This is a genomic window from Corynebacterium sp., assembly GCF_030532195.1.
Taxonomy (GTDB): Bacteria; Actinomycetota; Actinomycetes; order Mycobacteriales; family Mycobacteriaceae; genus Corynebacterium.
In genome coordinates this window covers 320,501-337,829 of record NZ_JAUNLP010000001.1, presented here as the reverse complement: position 1 = coordinate 337,829, position 17,329 = coordinate 320,501, and the positions used below count along the sequence as shown (strand labels likewise).

The 17,329-nt window shown below is 58.2% G+C and carries 17 protein-coding genes; 13 read left to right on the top strand and 4 right to left on the bottom strand.

Annotated elements, in window-relative coordinates; translation table 11 throughout:
* Positions 1-42 precede the first annotated feature (42 nt).
* From Q4E11_RS01485 to Q4E11_RS01460, 6 genes are all read left to right on the top strand, one after another.
* On the top strand, positions 43-3,336 hold the full coding sequence (locus tag Q4E11_RS01485; protein ID WP_303162985.1) for a DNA translocase FtsK: 3,294 nt from the start codon (positions 43-45) through the stop codon (positions 3,334-3,336).
* A 344-nt stretch (positions 3,337-3,680) separates the two neighbouring features.
* Positions 3,681-4,787, top strand: a complete 1,107-nt coding sequence (locus Q4E11_RS01480; protein ID WP_303162983.1) for a TerC family protein — start codon at positions 3,681-3,683, stop codon at positions 4,785-4,787.
* Positions 4,788-4,818: 31 nt separating this feature from the next.
* Positions 4,819-5,394 (top strand): CDP-diacylglycerol--glycerol-3-phosphate 3-phosphatidyltransferase, encoded by a 576-nt coding sequence (pgsA, locus tag Q4E11_RS01475; protein WP_303162982.1) that lies wholly within the window; start codon positions 4,819-4,821, stop codon positions 5,392-5,394.
* Positions 5,395-5,407: 13 nt separating this feature from the next.
* Positions 5,408-5,938, top strand: a complete 531-nt coding sequence (locus Q4E11_RS01470) for a CinA family protein (RefSeq protein WP_303162981.1) — start codon at positions 5,408-5,410, stop codon at positions 5,936-5,938.
* Positions 5,939-5,987: 49 nt separating this feature from the next.
* On the top strand, positions 5,988-6,380 hold the full coding sequence (locus Q4E11_RS01465) for a helix-turn-helix domain-containing protein (RefSeq protein WP_303162978.1): 393 nt from the start codon (positions 5,988-5,990) through the stop codon (positions 6,378-6,380).
* Between the two features lie 140 nt (positions 6,381-6,520).
* Positions 6,521-7,357: a PspA/IM30 family protein gene (locus Q4E11_RS01460; protein ID WP_303162976.1), complete on the top strand. Its 837-nt coding sequence runs from the start codon at positions 6,521-6,523 to the stop codon at positions 7,355-7,357.
* 26 nt (positions 7,358-7,383) lie between these two features.
* Here Q4E11_RS01460 and Q4E11_RS01455 read toward each other — a convergent pair whose 3' ends face one another.
* The 3 genes from Q4E11_RS01455 to Q4E11_RS01445 are packed head-to-tail and all read right to left on the bottom strand — an operon-like array spanning position 7,384 to position 9,367.
* Positions 7,384-8,004 carry an energy-coupling factor transporter transmembrane protein EcfT gene (locus Q4E11_RS01455; RefSeq protein ID WP_303162973.1) on the bottom strand — a complete coding sequence of 207 codons (621 nt, stop codon included), beginning with the start codon at positions 8,002-8,004 and terminating at the stop codon, positions 7,384-7,386.
* Positions 8,004-8,702: an energy-coupling factor ABC transporter ATP-binding protein gene (locus Q4E11_RS01450; protein WP_303162971.1), complete on the bottom strand. Its 699-nt coding sequence runs from the start codon at positions 8,700-8,702 to the stop codon at positions 8,004-8,006. Before Q4E11_RS01450 ends, Q4E11_RS01455 begins: the two co-directional genes overlap by 1 nt.
* 53 nt (positions 8,703-8,755) lie before the next feature.
* Entirely contained in the window at positions 8,756-9,367 is a 612-nt protein-coding gene (locus Q4E11_RS01445) for a biotin transporter BioY (protein WP_303163468.1), read from the bottom strand.
* Between the two features lie 121 nt (positions 9,368-9,488).
* Between Q4E11_RS01445 and Q4E11_RS01440 the strand changes: the two genes are divergently transcribed.
* The 5 genes from Q4E11_RS01440 (at position 9,489) to Q4E11_RS01420 (ending at position 14,038) form a co-directional block, all read left to right on the top strand.
* Complete coding sequence (locus Q4E11_RS01440; protein WP_303162969.1) at positions 9,489-9,695, top strand: DUF3046 domain-containing protein; 207 nt, start codon at positions 9,489-9,491, stop codon at positions 9,693-9,695.
* A 300-nt stretch (positions 9,696-9,995) separates the two neighbouring features.
* The gene (gene recA / locus Q4E11_RS01435) at positions 9,996-11,102 is read left to right on the top strand and encodes a recombinase RecA (RefSeq protein WP_303162967.1); all 1,107 of its coding nucleotides are present in this window, start codon (positions 9,996-9,998) and stop codon (positions 11,100-11,102) included.
* Between the two features lie 26 nt (positions 11,103-11,128).
* On the top strand, positions 11,129-11,737 hold the full coding sequence (locus Q4E11_RS01430; RefSeq protein WP_303162965.1) for a regulatory protein RecX: 609 nt from the start codon (positions 11,129-11,131) through the stop codon (positions 11,735-11,737).
* 80 nt (positions 11,738-11,817) lie between these two features.
* Entirely contained in the window at positions 11,818-13,365 is a 1,548-nt protein-coding gene (gene miaB, locus Q4E11_RS01425; protein WP_303162962.1) for a tRNA (N6-isopentenyl adenosine(37)-C2)-methylthiotransferase MiaB, read from the top strand.
* Positions 13,358-14,038, top strand: coding sequence for a hypothetical protein (locus tag Q4E11_RS01420; RefSeq protein WP_303162960.1), 681 nt, complete (start codon positions 13,358-13,360; stop codon positions 14,036-14,038). Before miaB ends, Q4E11_RS01420 begins: the two co-directional genes overlap by 8 nt.
* A 98-nt stretch (positions 14,039-14,136) precedes the next feature.
* Here the strand turns inward: Q4E11_RS01420 and Q4E11_RS01415 are convergent, their stop codons facing one another.
* Entirely contained in the window at positions 14,137-15,507 is a 1,371-nt protein-coding gene (locus tag Q4E11_RS01415; RefSeq protein ID WP_303162958.1) for a DUF349 domain-containing protein, read from the bottom strand.
* A 161-nt stretch (positions 15,508-15,668) separates the two neighbouring features.
* Between Q4E11_RS01415 and Q4E11_RS01410 the strand changes: the two genes are divergently transcribed.
* Together Q4E11_RS01410 and miaA are read left to right on the top strand one after the other, a co-directional pair.
* On the top strand, positions 15,669-16,355 hold the full coding sequence (locus tag Q4E11_RS01410; RefSeq protein WP_303162957.1) for a hypothetical protein: 687 nt from the start codon (positions 15,669-15,671) through the stop codon (positions 16,353-16,355).
* Between the two features lie 43 nt (positions 16,356-16,398).
* Positions 16,399-17,325, top strand: a complete 927-nt coding sequence (miaA, locus tag Q4E11_RS01405) for a tRNA (adenosine(37)-N6)-dimethylallyltransferase MiaA (RefSeq protein ID WP_303162955.1) — start codon at positions 16,399-16,401, stop codon at positions 17,323-17,325.
* The last annotated feature ends 4 nt before the right edge of the window (positions 17,326-17,329 follow it).

Here is a 17,329-nt window from a genome sequence, read left to right as displayed (position 1 = left end):
CTAATGTGAAAACGGTCCGGGATTGGCTGTAAGGTATTGGGCATGTCAGCGACCAGCCGAACCAGAACCGACAATCGTCGAGCATCGAACCGCAATGCGGACATCGATGCCACTCGTCGCTATCCCGTGCACAATGCGACGGAGGAGTTTGAGCGCACGCCAAGTGCGATGTCCTTCGTCGGTAAAAGCCTTGCCAACGCCTGGTCGGAAACGGCCCGTGGCGTGGCAGGTGTTGCCCGGAAGATTGGTGGTCGCAAATCAAAGCGAGATGATGAGGAGAATATGGCGCGGCGCGAAAGTGACGCCGATTTTTCAACGACGACGCCTCGCAGGAAGCGTCGTAAAGCTGCCAGCGGATATGACGATGGCTTGATTGACCCACCGGCACCAACCGACGTTGACGACGTTGACCTGGATGTTCATGACAGCGGCGAGTCTGGCTCGAAGGACGGCGTGGCCTTGTTGGTCATGGCGCTGGCCATTGTGCTCGCCGGGTCGACATGGTTCCACCTGGCCGGTCCGGTGGGAGAGGTCATTGAGACATCGGTGCGAACCATCATCGGCATCGGTGCCTTTGTGCTGCCCATCGCGCTCGGCGCGATTTCCGTGATGATGATGCTGGAGACGACTCCGCGCTCGGAGCGTCTGCCAGCCGTCGCCACGGGCGCGACCCTTATTACCGTCGGTCTGCTGGCGATCGTCCACATCGGGTCGGGCTGTCCTGCTGACTGGGAAGGCCGACGCGCCGCCGGCGGTGCGATTGGCGGATACATCGGTTCGCCGCTTGCTGCTGGCTTTACGTCATGGGTCGCCGTCATTTTGCTGCTCGGCATTATCTTCTATGGCGCGCTTGTGCTCTCTGGCGCCACTGTGCGTCAGCTTATTGATGCCGTCAAGGAGTACCTCAACTTCAGCGAATGGTCCTCACGCGGCAAAAATGATGAGATCGAATCCGATGACCCCTACGGCGATGTGGACGCCATGCTCAATCGCCGTGCCAGTGCACCGTCCGATTCGGACTACGCCGACGAAGATTTCGATAAGCCCACGCAGCTAATTGAGCGTCGCCCTCGCCGCTCGTCCCGTTCGGCTGAGCGCTCCCGTTATCGCGCACCACGCCGTGAGGCCGAGTCGCGTCGTAGCGCTAGTGCTGCGCCTTACGACGATCATGATGGTGACGGCAACCTCTACGATCTTCTAGATGAGGCTCCGCGTTCCCGCCGGAGTGTTCCGAAGAATACGCAGTCTGTGGAGGACATCGATTACGACTCCGCTCGCACAATGCAGTTTGACCGCGCCGATTTTGGTGCCTCGGCAAAGCGTGCGCAGCCGGAGCCGGAATTCCCGGCAGCCGAGTATGTCGATGAACCGACCTCGGATGCTGTCCACCGCGATACTGAAGAGACGGAATCGACCATTCCGGCAGTTGGGGCTACCTCTGCTCAGCCGCAGCATGAGCCTGACTATGCTGCCCCGGAGTATGACGAATACTCCGAGTACCCAACTGCCCAGGCACAGCGGGCTGCTCAGCAGCGGTCGCAGCATGAGGTAGTGGAGCATAAGCCAGTGGAGCCTGCGACCAAGCCGCAGCCGCAACAGTCCGCACCACAGGCGGAACAGGCGCGGCCGACTGCTGCCGAGGGCAATGACGATGCAATCTCTGATGCCACCCGTCGCACGATGAATGCTATCGCTGCGCGCTCCGGTATCGATGCCTCCAAGATTCCGGCAACGACTCCAAAGTCGGAATTGGAAAAGGACAACGCTGGCAATGAATCTTCGGCGGCACGCGAGGCCGAATCCGACTACCAGCTGCCGTCGACAGACTTGCTGATTCCGGGTGAGCGTCCGAAGACTCGCACTGCGACCAATGACCGCATGATCGAGGCAATCACGGAAGTCTTTGCGGAGTTCAAGGTCGATGCCGCGGTGACTGGATTCTCGCGTGGCCCGACGGTGACCCGTTATGAAGTCGAGCTGGGCCCGGGCGTGAAGGTTTCGAAGATCACGAACCTGCAGTCCAACATTGCCTACGCTGTGGCGACTGACAATGTGCGCCTGCTGACTCCGATTCCGGGTAAGTCGGCAGTCGGCATTGAGGTGCCGAATAATGACCGCGAGATGGTCAGGCTCTCCGACGTACTGCGGGCGCCGAAGACCGTTGCCAACGATGACCCGATGCTGATTGGCCTGGGTAAGGATATTGAGGGCGAGTTCATTTCGCACTCCATCCAGAAGATGCCGCATCTGCTCGTCGCTGGTTCGACCGGTTCCGGTAAGTCGGCATTCGTCAACTCCATGCTGGTGTCGTTGCTCACCCGTGCCACGCCGGAGGAGGTTCGCCTGATTCTGGTGGACCCGAAGATGGTGGAGCTGACTCCGTACGAGGGCATTCCGCACCTGATTACGCCAATCATCACTCAGCCAAAGAAGGCCGCTGCCGCACTGCAGTGGTTGGTGGAGGAGATGGAGCAGCGCTACATGGACATGAAGGCTGCTCGCGTGCGTCACATCAAGGACTTCAACCGCAAGGTCAAGTCCGGTGAGATTACGACACCGCTGGGCTCGGAGCGCGAGTACCGCCCGTACCCGTACATCGTCTGTGTGGTCGACGAGTTGGCTGACTTGATGATGACCGCGCCACGCGATATCGAAGACGCCATCGTTCGCATTACGCAGAAGGCTCGCGCCGCCGGTATCCACCTGGTGCTGGCAACGCAGCGCCCGTCTGTTGACGTGGTTACCGGTCTGATTAAGACCAACGTGCCTTCCCGCCTGGCATTTGCCACCTCATCGCTGACCGACTCCCGAGTGATTCTGGACCAGGGCGGTGCAGAAAAGCTCATCGGTATGGGTGATGGCCTATTCATTCCGCAGGGCGCCGGCAAGCCACGCCGTATCCAGGGTGCCTTCGTTACTGACGAAGAGATTCAGGCCGTCGTGGAAGCCGCTAAGTCTCAGGCGGAACCGGACTACACCGAGGGTGTCACCGAGGACAAGAACGCAGAGGCCGAGCGAAACATTGATCCGGACATTGGCGATGACCTCGAAGACCTGCTGCAGGCAGTCGAGCTGGTCGTCACTGCCCAGCACGGCTCGACGTCGATGCTGCAGCGCAAGATGCGCGTCGGCTTTGCCAAGGCCGGTCGTCTGATGGATCTGATGGAGACTCGCGGCGTGGTCGGCCCTTCGGAAGGCTCCAAGGCCCGTGAGGTACTGGTCAAACCGGAGGAACTTGAAACCATCCAGTGGATGATTAAGGGCGCCAACCCAGAAGACGCGCCAAAGGAAGAAGTCAATGTCGTCGACGCCGACCCAAATCAGTCGATGGCATAGGCAACGGAGAATACGGTGACGTGTTGAGATTGTTTTCTCAGCACGTCACTTTTTCTATTCGGGCGATACGCACTGAGTTTGGTGCCCGGCGCTCCTAGACCCCATACCGACGTGTATAGTTTCATCACGTGGAGGGGAGTATCCCCGGTAAGTGAGAATTTCTCACTTTTCCGTGACGGTTATCGTCAGCACGGATTGAGGGCGTAGCCACGGCTCGCGTCAGACAATCCCGGTGCCGTCACTTCTGCCACAGGCTCGGCCCGCCCGATGAGGCGGGGAGACCAGCGGTAGGAGCAGGAGAGACCTCCGGTTCATGTTCGCACGACCGGAGGTCATATTTAAAAATGCATGTGCCCGCATTGGTATGGATTATCACCATTGTGGTTGTCTTGGGCTTCCTCACCTTCGACTTCTACGCACACGTTCGCACCCCGCACGAACCCACCATCAAAGAAGCTGGTCTTTGGACGCTGTTTTATGTCGTCCTGGCCTTGATATTCGGCGGAATGGTGTGGCTGCTGTGGGATCACCACCGTGGTATCGAGTTCTTATCGGGCTACATCACCGAAAAGGCGCTCAGTATTGACAATCTGTTCGTCTTTGCGCTGATTATTGGTGCGTTCAAAATTCCCCGCAAGTACCAGCAGAAGGTGCTGCTCTTCGGTATTGGCCTGGCCCTGGTATTCCGAGGTCTGTTCATTTGGGCTGGTGCCGCCGTCATTAGCGCATGGTCGGATGTCTTCTACCTGTTTGCCATCTTCTTGATTTACACGGCTATCAAGACGATTTACGACGAAGCCGTCGATAAGCCAGAAACCGACCCTTCAGACATGAAGATTATTCAGTGGCTGCGTCGCGTCGTGCCGATTACGGATCACTACAACGGTGACAAGCTGACCAAGAAGGAAAATGGCAAGCACTACCTGACGCCGCTGGCTATTGCTCTGGTTGCCATTGGTCTCATTGACGTCATGTTTGCGTTCGACTCCATTCCGGCCATTTACGGCCTGACGGATGAGGCATACATCGTCTTTACCGCCAATGCGCTGGCCCTGATGGGCCTGCGGCAGATGTACTTCCTGCTGGACGGCCTGCTTGACCGCCTTGTCTACCTCGCCTACGGCCTCGGTGTCATCCTGGCATTCATTGGTGTCAAGCTGCTGCTGCACGCACTGCACGAAAACAACCTGCCGTTTATTAACGGCGGTGAAAACGTCAGTGTGCCGGAGGTATCCACTTGGACGTCGCTGGCATTCATTGTCATCGTGCTGGTCGTTACTGTTCTGGCCTCCTGGCTCAAGATCAAGCGCGATGAGAACATGGGCGGCATCGCCCTGCCGCGCGAGCAGCATGATGATCCCCACGACGTCAGCGACAGTGGCACGGCATCGGCAACTGCGGAAGAATCCTCCACCACCGGTGGGGATTCACAGAAGTCGACTGGGCGCTAGTCGAACGCGATTGTGAGATAAGGTAGCAATTGTGACTGCTTCTACTGCTGAATCGGGCCCCGTCTCCAACTGGAATCTGCCGAATGTCCTGACTGTCTTGCGCATCATCGGTGTACCGGTGTTTTTGTGGGTGTTGCTTCAGGAGGGCGGAATGGACACCACCTGGCGGTGGTGGTCGTTCGCTGTATTCGCGCTTCTGATGGCGACCGACAAGCTGGATGGTCATTTGGCGCGCAGCCGCAATCTCATTACTGATTTCGGCAAGATTGCAGACCCCATCGCCGATAAGGCGCTTATGCTCGCTGCGCTGATTGGTATGAACATCATCGGCATCCTGCCGATTTGGGTCACGGTCATCATCGTGATTCGTGAAGGCGGTATCACCATTTGGCGCATGTTTGCCCTGCGTCAGGGACGTGTAGTGCCGGCATCGCGTGGCGGCAGAATTAAGACTGTGCTGCAGTCTGTGGCAGTGGGGCTATTCCTCATGCCAGTGTCGTGGATGCTCTGGCCGGCCTGGATTGTCATGATTGCGGCGATTATCGTCACCGTCGTCACCGGCGTTCAGTACATTGTGGACGCCCGAAAAGTAGAGCAGCCGAAGTAAAGGATTTCCGCCTGTGAGCACGACACTAAATGACGGCCTTATCGACGACGTGGATAGCGCCGCTCACAGGCTGGTCACACTGCTTTCGGCACGCGGTGAGACACTCGCCGCTGCCGAATCTCTTACCGCAGGCTTGCTGTGTGCCACCGTCGCATCCGTGCCTGGAGCCTCTGCGGTTCTGCGCGGCGGCGTGGTCACTTACGCCACGGATGTCAAGACACTGCTTGCCGACGTCCCGGAGGACGTACTTAACACCTACGGCCCAGTGGCCGAAGTTACTGCGCGATACATGGCGTTCGGCGCCGCCAGCAGGGTAGTGGCCGACTGGGGCGTTTCGCTGACCGGTGTAGCCGGCCCAACCATGCAGGACGGGCATCCCGTCGGTGAAGTATGGTGCGGAGTACGGCGACCTGGTGCACAGACTGTAGAGGACGTAACTGCAGTGCGCTTACCAGTGGATGAGAGCGGTTCGCGTTCGCAGATTCGTCGGCAAGCAGTGGAATTAGCCTTGGAGTTGCTGATTCGAAACGTGAATGTTGATTAATTTTTAGAAATTGGGAACAGGTCGGCCCGCTAAGACGTTAGAGATAGTGATGAGCAACAATACTGCACTTATGACCGTTCGTTACCCAAAGGTTGATGGGCCCAAGGTAGATGGCGCTGCTTCGGCGGAGTCCGCGCGCGCGGCCCTGGCGGATCAGCTGGGCTCTGTAACGCAGTCGCGTGAGCCGCTGTTGCGCGAAGCACTGGGGGAGACCTTGCGCGACATTCGTTCGCGCAGTGGTCAGACTCTGCGTGAACTGTCGGAAAATGCTGCCATCAGCCCTGGTTATCTCTCGGAGCTGGAGCGGGGACGCAAGGAGGTGTCCTCGGAGCTGCTGGCCTCGGTGTGCGCCGCGCTGGGGGTGACGGTGTCGGACCTCATGATGGAAGCGGCAACCGCGATGGCTTTGCACTCCGCAAGCCCCGAAATGGCGGCTATGTAGAATTTTTGTTGATAGCGGGAATTGTTTCCCGCTATTGGCGCTTAGTGCCCCAAACTGCGCACTGTTCGTTAAGATTAGTTGCGCAATTAACGCTAACCTGCTCATACGGTAGTTACCTTTAGAAAGGTGTATGGAACACTATGGCTAATCCCTTTGTGAAGCTGTGGAATTACTTGATGGCCGCTTTCGATTCCAAGATTGAGGAAAACGCTGATCCGAAGGTTCAGATTCAGCAGGCCATTGAGGACGCACAGCGCCAGCACCAGGAACTGTCACAGCAGGCGGCAGCTGTGATTGGTAACCAGCGTCAGCTGGAGATGCGCCTTAACCGCCAGCTCGCTGAGATTGAGAAGCTGCAGGGCAATGCCCGCCAGGCACTGCAGTTGGCTGATAAGGCGCGCGCAGAGGGAGATGCTGCGAAGGCAACTGAGTATGAAAATGCCGCTGAGGCATTTGCAGCTCAGCTGGTTACCGCAGAGCAGTCGGTAGAGGATCTCAAGGCACTGCACGACCAGTCGCTGCAGCAGGCCGCACAGGCTAAGAAGGCTGTGGAGCGCAACTCCATGCAGCTGCAGCAGAAGGTCGCTGAGCGCGCAAAGCTGCTCAGCCAGCTGGAGCAGGCCAAGATGCAGGAAAAGGTTTCGGAATCCCTGCAGTCTATGAATGAGATTTCTTCTGGTTCGACCCCGAACCTCGATCAGGTTCGTGACAAGATTGAGCGTCGTTACGCTAATGCTCTGGGGCAGGCAGAACTTGCACAGAACTCCGTACAGGGGCGTATGGCTGAGGTTGAGGCAGCAGGTGTACAGCTTGCTGGTCACTCCCGCCTGGAGCAGATTCGCGCAGAAATGAATGGCTCGAATGAGCTTTCTGGTGGCCAGCAGCAGAAGTCCATTGAGGGCACTGGCAACACCGGTGCATCCAATGTTGATCCGGCGGTCGCTGAGCGTATGCGCCAGCTGCGTGAGGGCAACTAGGTTTTACATAGGTTTTACACCTAGTTTTATTCACCCTCGCCGCGGGCGATAAGTGAGTCTCCCATTGCCTTGGCACGGTTAATCGTGCGGATGATAACCGGTACGCCAAAGGCAACAATGGAGGCGTTGGCACCACGTGCCTTGCGGGCCTCCAGTACTTCAGAGGCGGCCATGACCTGCAGCGGAATCATGCGCAGCGTCAAAGACAGAGCCAGCGAGATGGTTTCTACCGGCACGCCAAAGCGGGCTAGCGGCTGCATTGCATGGGTCAGCGTATCCATGATGTCGCTGACGCGAGTTGTGAGCGTGAGCAAGATTGCCGCAGCAATTGCGGCCAAAAGCGTCAGAAATGTAGTCAGAGCCGTCAGCCCGTCGGCACGCCACCACAGCAGAAGCGATAGCAGTGCCAGGATAATGACGGCACCGCGCAGTTGCCGAAAGGCAACGCGTGGCGGAATTTTCGCTACTGCATAGGCGAGTGCCACAATGCCGACGGAAACGGCGCCGCCGACCCAGCTTTCCACCAAAATTGCGCTGGCCAGCATGAAAACGATAACACCAACAATTTTAGCGGCGGTTGGCAGCTTATGAATTGGGGAAGTGTGGTTGAGATACAGCCCGAGCGGAACATTGGCGGCGTGAATCATTAGCGATTCCCCTCCGCCCGCGACATCTCGTCAACATAGCGTGCGATGACCTCGCTCGGTGCACCGTCATCGACAATTTGTCCGCCACCGACGCGGATGACGCGGTCGAAATCGGCAATGAAATCCAGGTCATGCGTAACAACGATCACCTGCTGGTCAAGCTCTGCGAAAATATTGCGAATATGCAGACGATTGCGCAGGTCTAGCAGAGTAGTGGGCTCATCGGCGATGATGGTCGTAGGACTAAGAATCAGCACCGCAGCAAGCGCCAAAAGCTGCTTTTGCCCGCCTGACAGCAGATGCGGCGACGTATCCGCATGATCTTCCAGGCCGAAACGCTTAAGCGCTGCATGGACCAGTTGGTCGCGTTCCTGGCGCGGGAGCTTGCGCTTTCGCAGCGAAAAAGCAATGTCCTCCGCAACCGTTGGCATCACAATCTGGTTGTCCGCATCCGAGAAGATAAAACCGACTTGTTTGCGGACTTCTTTTGCCTGCTTGGCGACGTTCAAACCCTCGTACATTACTGTGCCACCAGTGATCGCGCCAAGCCCATTGATCAATCGGACGAGCGTGGATTTACCACCACCATTCTCACCGATAATGCCAATGCGATTTTCTGACAGAGTCAGCGTAGTCGGCTGCAGAATCTGGCGGCCCGAATAGTTCGCGGCGGCCTGGTTGAAAGTGATAGTGGGCATGGTGTGCCTTAAAGGTCTTTCAGTACGAGTTTGTGAGGCGGTGAGTAAACGACTTAAACAGCCTTTGCTTCTTCGATGTCGCGGTTTTGCTTGCGGTTGACAGCGTCGGGAAGCAAATCTGGAAATGCCTGCAATACGGCGGTGGCAATTACGGCTGCGGCGACAACCTTAATCAGATCGCCAACAATGAACGGCACGTTGGTAGCCAGTGCCTCGCCGAAGCCGAGGCCCATACGCCAGACCAGGCCGAGGGCGCCGAAGAGGTACTGAACTATGACACCGACTACACCAGCGCCGATGAAAACTCCGACGCGGGCGGCCTTAGCGCGCGGAGCCTGCTGAGCAATTGCGCCGATGACGAAACCGGCAATCAGGTAGCCAACAATGTAGCCCACGGTCGGGCCTGGGAGCGCAGCAATCAGTGGTTTCCAACCTGCCATGTTAGGAACGCCGACAAGGCCGACAGCGAGGAACAGGGTAGTGGCAAGCCCGCCACGCTTAAAGCCCAGAATCATGCCGGCCAGCGCGATGCCCATATTCTGCAGGACAATCGGAACGCCGAGACCGCCAACTGGGATAGCAATACCGCCGAGCACAATAATCAGTGCTGCAAAGGCGGCAATAATGGTGAGGTCATATACCTTTGAGTTATTCACAGGCTCTATCTTAATCCTCGCACTTGAGCGCTGTTCAGGAGGGGCTAGTAGGCGTGCGGCCGTTCGAAAATTATTGAAAGTGTGCCTTCAAAAATGGCTATCCGCAAAATGCATCTTGTACGTTGGTCTCATGCGATTGGCTGACTTCCACAACTTCGTCATCCACGAATTTGGTCCTGAACAAGGTCCGTGGCTCCTGCACTCTCACGTTTTGATGGGCTACGGCAAGACACCAACGGATTTATTGGAGGACGGAGTCGAACCGCGCGACATCTGGTGGGCGCTGTGCAAGGAGTTCGACGTGCCGGAAGAGCGCTGGTACGGCCCCGACGAATAGGCGCCAGGCACGCGTTTTCGATGCTTGACGACGATTGCAGCGTGGCGTTGCCATTCGAACAGGATTTCGCATATTATCGGTTGTGTTAACGAAGTCAATCCGTTCTAGCCGGTATCTTCCGGGTGTAACCAACCTCAGCGGTGTCGCCGATCAATTTGGAACCAGAATGGGATTTTTCGCGCCTAACTAGGTGTGAGCGAATTTACCGTTGTGGATGAAAATCGGGATGCAGTTTCTCTGAGTACGGCTCCGGAACCCGATACCGTACGTGACAATGACGATAAGGAAGAACAACACACTATGGCTCGTAAGAAGACTACGGCTTCGAACCAGGGCAATGATCGTCTCAAGGCGCTGGATGTAGCGCTGGCGAATATTGAGAAGGATTTTGGTAAAGGCGCAGTTATGCGTCTGGGCGATGACAATCGCCCACCGATTCAGGTCATTCCCTCTGGCAATATCGCGATCGACGTGGCGCTGGGCCTGGGTGGTTTCCCACGCGGTCGTATTGTAGAGATCTACGGTCCGGAGTCTTCGGGTAAGACCACAGTTGCTCTTCATGCAATTGCGGAGGCACAGCGTCAGGGCGGCATTGCCGCTTTCATTGACGCGGAGCACGCACTGGATCCGGTGTATGCGCGCAAGCTCGGTGTGGATACGGACAATCTGCTGGTCTCTCAGCCAGATACGGGTGAGCAGGCGCTTGAGATTACGGACATGCTGGTTCGCTCTGGCGCGATTGACATTATTGTGGTCGACTCCGTGGCTGCCTTGACGCCGAAGGCAGAGATTGACGGTGAGATGGGTGATTCTCACGTCGGCCTGCAAGCAAGGTTGATGAGTCAGGCGCTGCGTAAGATGACCGGCGCGCTGTCCAGCACGGGCACGACGGCGATCTTCATTAACCAGCTGCGTGAAAAGATTGGCGTTATGTTCGGTTCGCCGGAAACTACCACCGGCGGTAAAGCACTGAAGTTCTACGCCTCTGTGCGCTGTGATGTTCGCCGAATTCAGACATTGAAGGATGGACAGGACGCGGTCGGTAACCGTACCCGCCTCAAGGTTGTTAAGAACAAGGTCTCGCCGCCGTTCAAGCAGGCAGAGTTTGACATCATTTACGGTGAAGGCATCTCCCGTGAAGGTTCCTTGATTGACATGGGCGTTGACAATGGCATTGTCAAAAAGTCTGGATCCTGGTTTACCTATGAGGGCGATCAGCTGGGGCAGGGCAAGGAGAAGGCCCGTACGTACCTGCGGGAAAATCCTGAGGTCGCCAAGGAAATCGAAATCAAGATTAAGAAAAAGCTCGGTGTCGGTGAATACGCTGACATGGAGGAAGAGACTGATATTGATGCTCCGGTTGATGTTGTCCCAGACATTGATTTCGATGATTTGGATGAAGAATAGCCACTCGAGAATGAGAAGTGAGGATTGTGGATAATCGCGACGGTCGCGATGTGCGAGAAACCATCGAAAAGCTGGCAGAACAAATTGCAGCAGCAGATGGCAGCTCGCTTTATGACGCCGGACGTGAAGAATCCAAGGCTCCCATTCGTGCCAAGGCACTGCGGTTGCTGGACCAGCGGATGCGGTCTCGGCAGGAACTCCTTGACCGGCTCAGCGCTGTTGAGGAGTTTCCGGCGGAGATGATTGAAGAAGTCATTGAGGACCTCGCGCGAAGCGGGCTGGTCAATGATAATCAATTTGCGTCTGAATGGGTGCGGCAGCGTTTCGCCGCTCGTGGCAAGTCCAAGATGGTGCTCGACAGGGAACTGCGGGACAAGGGCATCGGTTCCTCGCAGCGTGCGGCAGCGCTGGAGCAGATTACTCACAATGATGAAAAAGTTGTCGCCCGCAAGCTAGCGGCGAAGAAGGCAGCGACTATTAAGACTGTAGCGGCGGACTACAACGCTAAGCAGAAGGACCTCCGCCGAGTGGTGGGAGTACTCGCGCGGCGTGGCTTCCCCGCGGAGCTGTCCATGGAAATTGCTCGTGAGGAATTGGACGAGCAGTACCGCCGCCTGCAGCAGGATGCAGACTAAGGACTTGGGCGTTGAAGTGCCCAGGTCAAACACGAGTCCTAATTGTGGAAATGGGCGGCAAACCGCTAACCTAAACTGCCGTGACTACCCCTTCTTTGAACTCTCAGCAGCAATCCTCGCCTCGCACCTATGAGGTACGTACCTTCGGCTGCCAGATGAACGTCCATGACTCGGAACGTCTGTCTGGTCTGTTGGAAGAAAACGGTTATGTAGCAGCTGCGGAAGGTGAAAACCCAGACCTCGTGGTCTTTAACACCTGTGCCGTGCGCGAAAATGCGGATAACCGCCTCTACGGTACGTTGGGGCAGCTCAAACCAGTCAAGGATGCAAATCCCGGCATGCAAATTGCCGTTGGTGGCTGCCTGGCGCAGAAGGACAAGGACGTTGTCGTCAAGAAGGCGCCGTGGGTGGACGTGGTCTTTGGTACTCACAACCTCGGTTCTTTGCCGGCGCTGTTGGAGCGCGCTGCGCACAATGAGCGCGCTGAGGTGGAAATCAAGGACGCGCTGGAGGAATTCCCGTCGGTGCTGCCGGCGAAACGTGAATCGACCTACGCGGGCTGGGTCAGTATCTCGGTGGGTTGTAACAACACCTGTACTTTCTGCATCGTTCCGAGCTTGCGTGGTAAGGAACGCGATCGCAGGCCAGGTGATATTCTGGCCGAGGTCCAGGCACTTGTTGACCAGGGCGTTACCGATGTCACCCTGCTCGGCCAGAACGTCAACGCCTACGGCGTGAACTTTGCTGATCCGGACATGGAGCGTGACCGCTCGGCATTTTCCAAGTTGCTGCGCGCCTGCGGCGAAATTGAAGGCCTTGAGCGTCTGCGTTTCACCTCGCCGCACCCGGCCGAGTTCACCGATAATGTCATCGACGCCATGGCTGAGACCCCGAACGTCGTCCACCAGCTGCACATGCCGCTGCAGTCTGGATCGGACCGTGTCTTGAAGGACATGCGCCGTTCCTACCGCACCAAGAAGTTCCTGGGCATTTTGGACAAGGTGCGCGAGAAAATGCCGGATGCTGCTATCACCACCGACATCATCGTTGGCTTCCCGGGCGAGACCGAAGAGGACTTCCAGCAGACCCTGGATGTAGTGGAAAAGGCCCGCTTTAGCTCTGCATTTACGTTCCAGTACTCGCCACGTCCGGGTACTCCGGCGGCCACGATGGAAAATCAGGTGCCACCGGAGGTGGTCAAGGACCGTTACGGTCGCCTGCTCGCACTTCAGGAGCGTATCTCGGAAGAGGAAAACGCAAGGCTTGTCGGCCGCGAGGTCGAGCTGCTGGTCAGCCAGTCCGATGGCCGCAAGAATTCGGAGACACACCGCATGTCGGGTCGTAGTCGAGATGGCCGCCTGGTGCACTTCAGCCCGTCGGAAAGCGAGCCGGGAATTATTGACCGGAAGATTCGCCCGGGAGATTATGTGACTGTGCGCGTTACCGATTCGGCGCCGCACTTCCTCATCGCGGATTCCGGCGTGCTGTCTCACCGCCGCACCAAGGCGGGGGATAATGTGGAGGTTGGTCAAACTCCGACGACCGCTCCCATCGGAGTCGGTCTGGGCCTGCCAAAGATCGGGCGCCCGGAGAAAACGAGTGTAAGTGAGGGATGCGGCTGTGAGTAGTGACAATGCTTCGCCGGAAGGTGACATGGAATCGACGCAGGCAATGGAGTCCGCGCAGCAGTTGCGTGCTGAAGAGCGCAAGGCTGCCGGCGAGCTGGATCTCGGCCCGGCCGCCATACCCATGATGATTGCGGTCGTCGGCCTGATTACCGCTTTCTTCCTTCCGCACTCGGGCGTTGTGCTCGGCTTCGACGTGCTCCTGGATACGGACGTGGCACGTGAGTACTTCACGGCGCGCCCGGAGCGCATTTACACGATTTTCGTGCTGTTGGGCGTGCTGCTGGCCATTGCCACCCTGATTACGCGCACGACGATTCTGGCGTTTGTAACGTGGGTAGTGTCGTGCATTCAGGCGGTCTACTCGGTGTTCGCCGGTTGGATGCGTCAGGCGCGCCCGCAGGAGCTTCCGGGGGAGGGCATTTCCTTTGGTCTGGGGCTCAGCATCGGCTGCAGTTTCACTCTGGCGATCGCCATGACGTTCATCGCTTTTCGACGGAACAAGAAGCAGCTGGAACTCGCGTCGAAGCGACGCGAACACCACGACACCGATCCGGTTCTGCGCGCGCAGCAGGTGTACCTGCGCTCTGGCCTGACTCCGAATACGTCCACGGATGTCAAGGTGGTAGATGACCGCCGTGCACGTGCTCGCCGCCGAAATCGAGCTGAGTCCTAGTCGTAGCTTCTTTGACATAGCAAGAGAGCCTATCCCCAGTGGTTTGGGGATAGGCCATCTTTTTTGGGTGTGCGGTGCGGTTCTAGCCGCGTGCAGGCTTAGAGCTCCTTGAGCGTCTCAGCAGCCTGGTCAGCCCACTGACGCCACTGCTCGGCCTGCTCGCGGGCCTTTGCAGCCTGGGAAGCCTTGCCCTTGGCCTCCAGGTCTGCGGCCTTCTTTTCAAACTCCGCTGCGCGGTCAGCGAACTGCTGCACGCGTGCCTGTGCCTCCGGATCGGTGCGACGCCACTGCGAGTCTGCGGCATCGGCGACACGCTTTTCCAGCTCACCAATTCGGTTTTCGTATTCGCGGACGCGGCCACGCGGCACGTAGCCAATGGCCTCCCACTTTTCCTGAAGTTGACGCAGCTCGGCGCGAGCGTGGTCGAGGCCCTTTTCCGGATTAATACGGGAGTCATACTCAGCCAACAGCGCGTCCTTGGCCGCAGCGTTTTCCTCGAACTCCCTGTCGCGGGCGGCATTGACTGCGTTGCGAGCGCCAAAGAACTCATCCTGAGCGGCCTTGAATTGCGCCCAGAGCTTGTCATCGACCTCGCGCGGTGCGCGACCAGCGGCCTTCCATTCCGACATCAAATCGCGGAACGCGGCCGCGGTTGGGCCCCAATCAGTCGAGGACTTCAGTGCCTCGGCGCGCTCAATGATGTCCTCCTTCGCACGACGAGCGGCCGCGCGGTTGCGGTCGAGCTCAGCGAAGTGGGAACCACGGCGACGGTTGAAGGCGTCGCGAGCGCGCGAGTAGCGTCGCCACAGCTGGTCATCCGTTTTGCGGTCGATACCGCGAATCTGCTTCCACTCAGTGAGGATCTCGCGGATGCGGTCACCAGCGGCTTTCCACTCAGTGGAGTTTTCCGCAATGTCCTCGGCCTCGGCGGCAAGCTCTTCCTTGCGCGCAATGGCCTTCTTCCGGCGCTCAGCCTTATCGTGGGCGACCTTTTCCTCTGCCACCTTGGAGGACTCAATAACCTGCGCCAAACGAGCATCAAGCGCATCGAGATCGCCGAGCACCGTGGCCGTGGCCAAGCTTTCACGCAGGTCCGCGGCATTGTGAGAAATGCTCTGTGCTTCCTGCGGGTGAGTCACAATTCGAGACTCCAGCAGCTCGACCTCCGTGGCAAGGTCATCGAAGCGCTTGCCATAGTGGGCATAGCCCTCCTCGACGGTGCCGGCCTGCCAAGAACCAATGTTGCGTTCCCCAGCAGCGGTCTTCAGCCAGACAGTGCCGTCCGCGTCAATACGACCAAACTTCTTCGGGTCACTGTGGACTGCGTGAGGCGTGGCGGCTGTGGTAGCACCAGCTGGCGTTGCAGCAGCGCCTGGGACCCTACGGTGAGCCGGCATTGCACCCGGTCGTGGCCCGGGATGCGGTCCGGGGCGAGGACCTGGCTTCGGAGTATTGCTGGTACCGGTCATAGTGGGTGAACCTCTTCCAATCTTCTTTTAGAACTGCCGCGCGACACGGCTGCCATAAAACACTTGCTGTATGTGGTCGAGTATCCCAAAAAATCTAGCGCAGCGCGCGTAACCCCGCCGGAATAAGGCACTGATTAGCCCCTCACGGTAGCGTTGGGAGCGTGAATTCGCGTTTTCCTCGGCTTGTAATCGTCCCCCGTGCGCTCCTCATCGTCGATGAGCTCGGTGGCACGCCTGCCGTTGCAGTCGCTCTGCGGGAGGCGGCTCGCGAGGCCGTGGCAACGCTGTGGGGCGCCGATGGCCCTGGGGAAGTGGCCATCATCACCGGCGACATTCCAGCAGCCGAGCAATATCACGACAGCACGCCAGGTAGCTTTCGCCCTTACGGTGCCGATGTGCGTGTGGCGGCAGGAACAGCACTGCCGGAACTCCTCGGCCGGTGGCTCATCGAAGACAGCGCCAAGCGTCTCTTTGGTGACACCGTAGCGGCCACCTGTTACGCCCACGCGGACGACGCGCTGCGCGACGGTCAATCTCGTTTGCTCGTGCTTGTCGACGGCGCATTCGGGCTTGCGGACAATTCCCCGGTCGGCGAAATAGCGGGTGCTGCGGAGACAGACGCCCTGTGCCGCACCATTGCAGGACACAGCTGCGTATCAGTTGACCTAGTCGGTACCAAGTTCCCCGCGCCAGGTGAGTATGCGGCAGCTCTGTGGCGGGAGTTGTACGAGGTCGCGGCAAGGTGGGAGAAGTCGGACAACGTGGACGTCGTCAAGCATGTGTATTACAGTCACGCGCCCTACGGTATCGGCTACCACGTGGCTAGCTGGCAGTGTGTGGGGAAGTAAGCTCCCAGCCAGGAGATAGTTTTCCAGGAGTGTGAAGAAACAAGTGACGACATCGCAAGGCGTGAGCCTGCCGGTTCCGATTGCAGTGGTGGGGCCGACGGCGTCGGGCAAATCGGATTTGGGGTTGGTGCTGGCAGAGCAGCTCGGCGGTGAGGTAGTCAATGTTGACTCGATGCAGCTCTACCGGGGAATGGATATCGGCACGGCGAAGCTGTCGGTGGCTGAGCGTCGGGGGATTCCGCATCACCAGTTGGACGTGCTCGATGTCACGCAGCCGGCATCGGTGGCTTCGTACCAGCGTCATGCCGTTGCGGATGTCGAGGATATTCGCGCTCGTGGGAAAGTTCCCATCCTTGTCGGTGGCTCAATGATGTATGTCCAGGCGCTGGTGGATGACTGGCAGTTCCCGCCAACGGACCCTGAGGTACGTGCGAAATGGGAAGCAGTGCAGGAGGAGATCGGGCCTGCGGCATTGCATGCTCGCCTCGCGGAAGTTGATCCGGATGCGGCGGCGATTATTGAGACAAACGATCCGCGTCGCACTGTGCGTGCGCTGGAAGTCATCGAACTGACCGGCAAACCCTTTGCCGCGTCGAAGCCCTCGGTGGATGCGCCGCCACGCTGGGGAACGCGCATTTTGGGTTTGCGCACCGAATCTGAGTGGCTGAATCCGCGCATTGAGCTGCGGACAAATAAGATGTTCGAATCCGGGCTGGTGGAAGAAACTGAGACGCTGATTGAGCAGGGGCTTCGCGAGGGGGTGACAGCCAGCCGTGCGATTGGGTACGCACAAGTCCTGGCGCACTTTGACGGCGAATATGACCTGGACACCGCGCGTGAACGCACGATTACGTCAACGCGCCGTTATGTGCGCCGCCAGCGCTCCTGGTTCAACCGCGATCGACGTATTAGCTGGCTGGATGCTGCAGGCGATGTGCCGGGACAGGCATTTTCGGCCCTGGGGCTTTAGTCGT

Coding starts and splice junctions, on each gene's coding strand:
- Q4E11_RS01485 (WP_303162985.1), top strand. CDS start 43: ATGTCAGCGACCAGCCGAACCAGAACCGACAATCGTCGAGCATCGAAC.
- Q4E11_RS01480 (WP_303162983.1), top strand. CDS start 3,681: ATGCATGTGCCCGCATTGGTATGGATTATCACCATTGTGGTTGTCTTG.
- Q4E11_RS01465 (WP_303162978.1), top strand. CDS start 5,988: ATGAGCAACAATACTGCACTTATGACCGTTCGTTACCCAAAGGTTGAT.
- Q4E11_RS01460 (WP_303162976.1), top strand. CDS start 6,521: ATGGCTAATCCCTTTGTGAAGCTGTGGAATTACTTGATGGCCGCTTTC.
- Q4E11_RS01455 (WP_303162973.1), bottom strand. CDS start 8,004: ATGATTCACGCCGCCAATGTTCCGCTCGGGCTGTATCTCAACCACACT.
- Q4E11_RS01450 (WP_303162971.1), bottom strand. CDS start 8,702: ATGCCCACTATCACTTTCAACCAGGCCGCCGCGAACTATTCGGGCCGC.
- Q4E11_RS01440 (WP_303162969.1), top strand. CDS start 9,489: ATGCGATTGGCTGACTTCCACAACTTCGTCATCCACGAATTTGGTCCT.
- recA (WP_303162967.1), top strand. CDS start 9,996: ATGGCTCGTAAGAAGACTACGGCTTCGAACCAGGGCAATGATCGTCTC.
- Q4E11_RS01415 (WP_303162958.1), bottom strand. CDS start 15,507: ATGACCGGTACCAGCAATACTCCGAAGCCAGGTCCTCGCCCCGGACCG.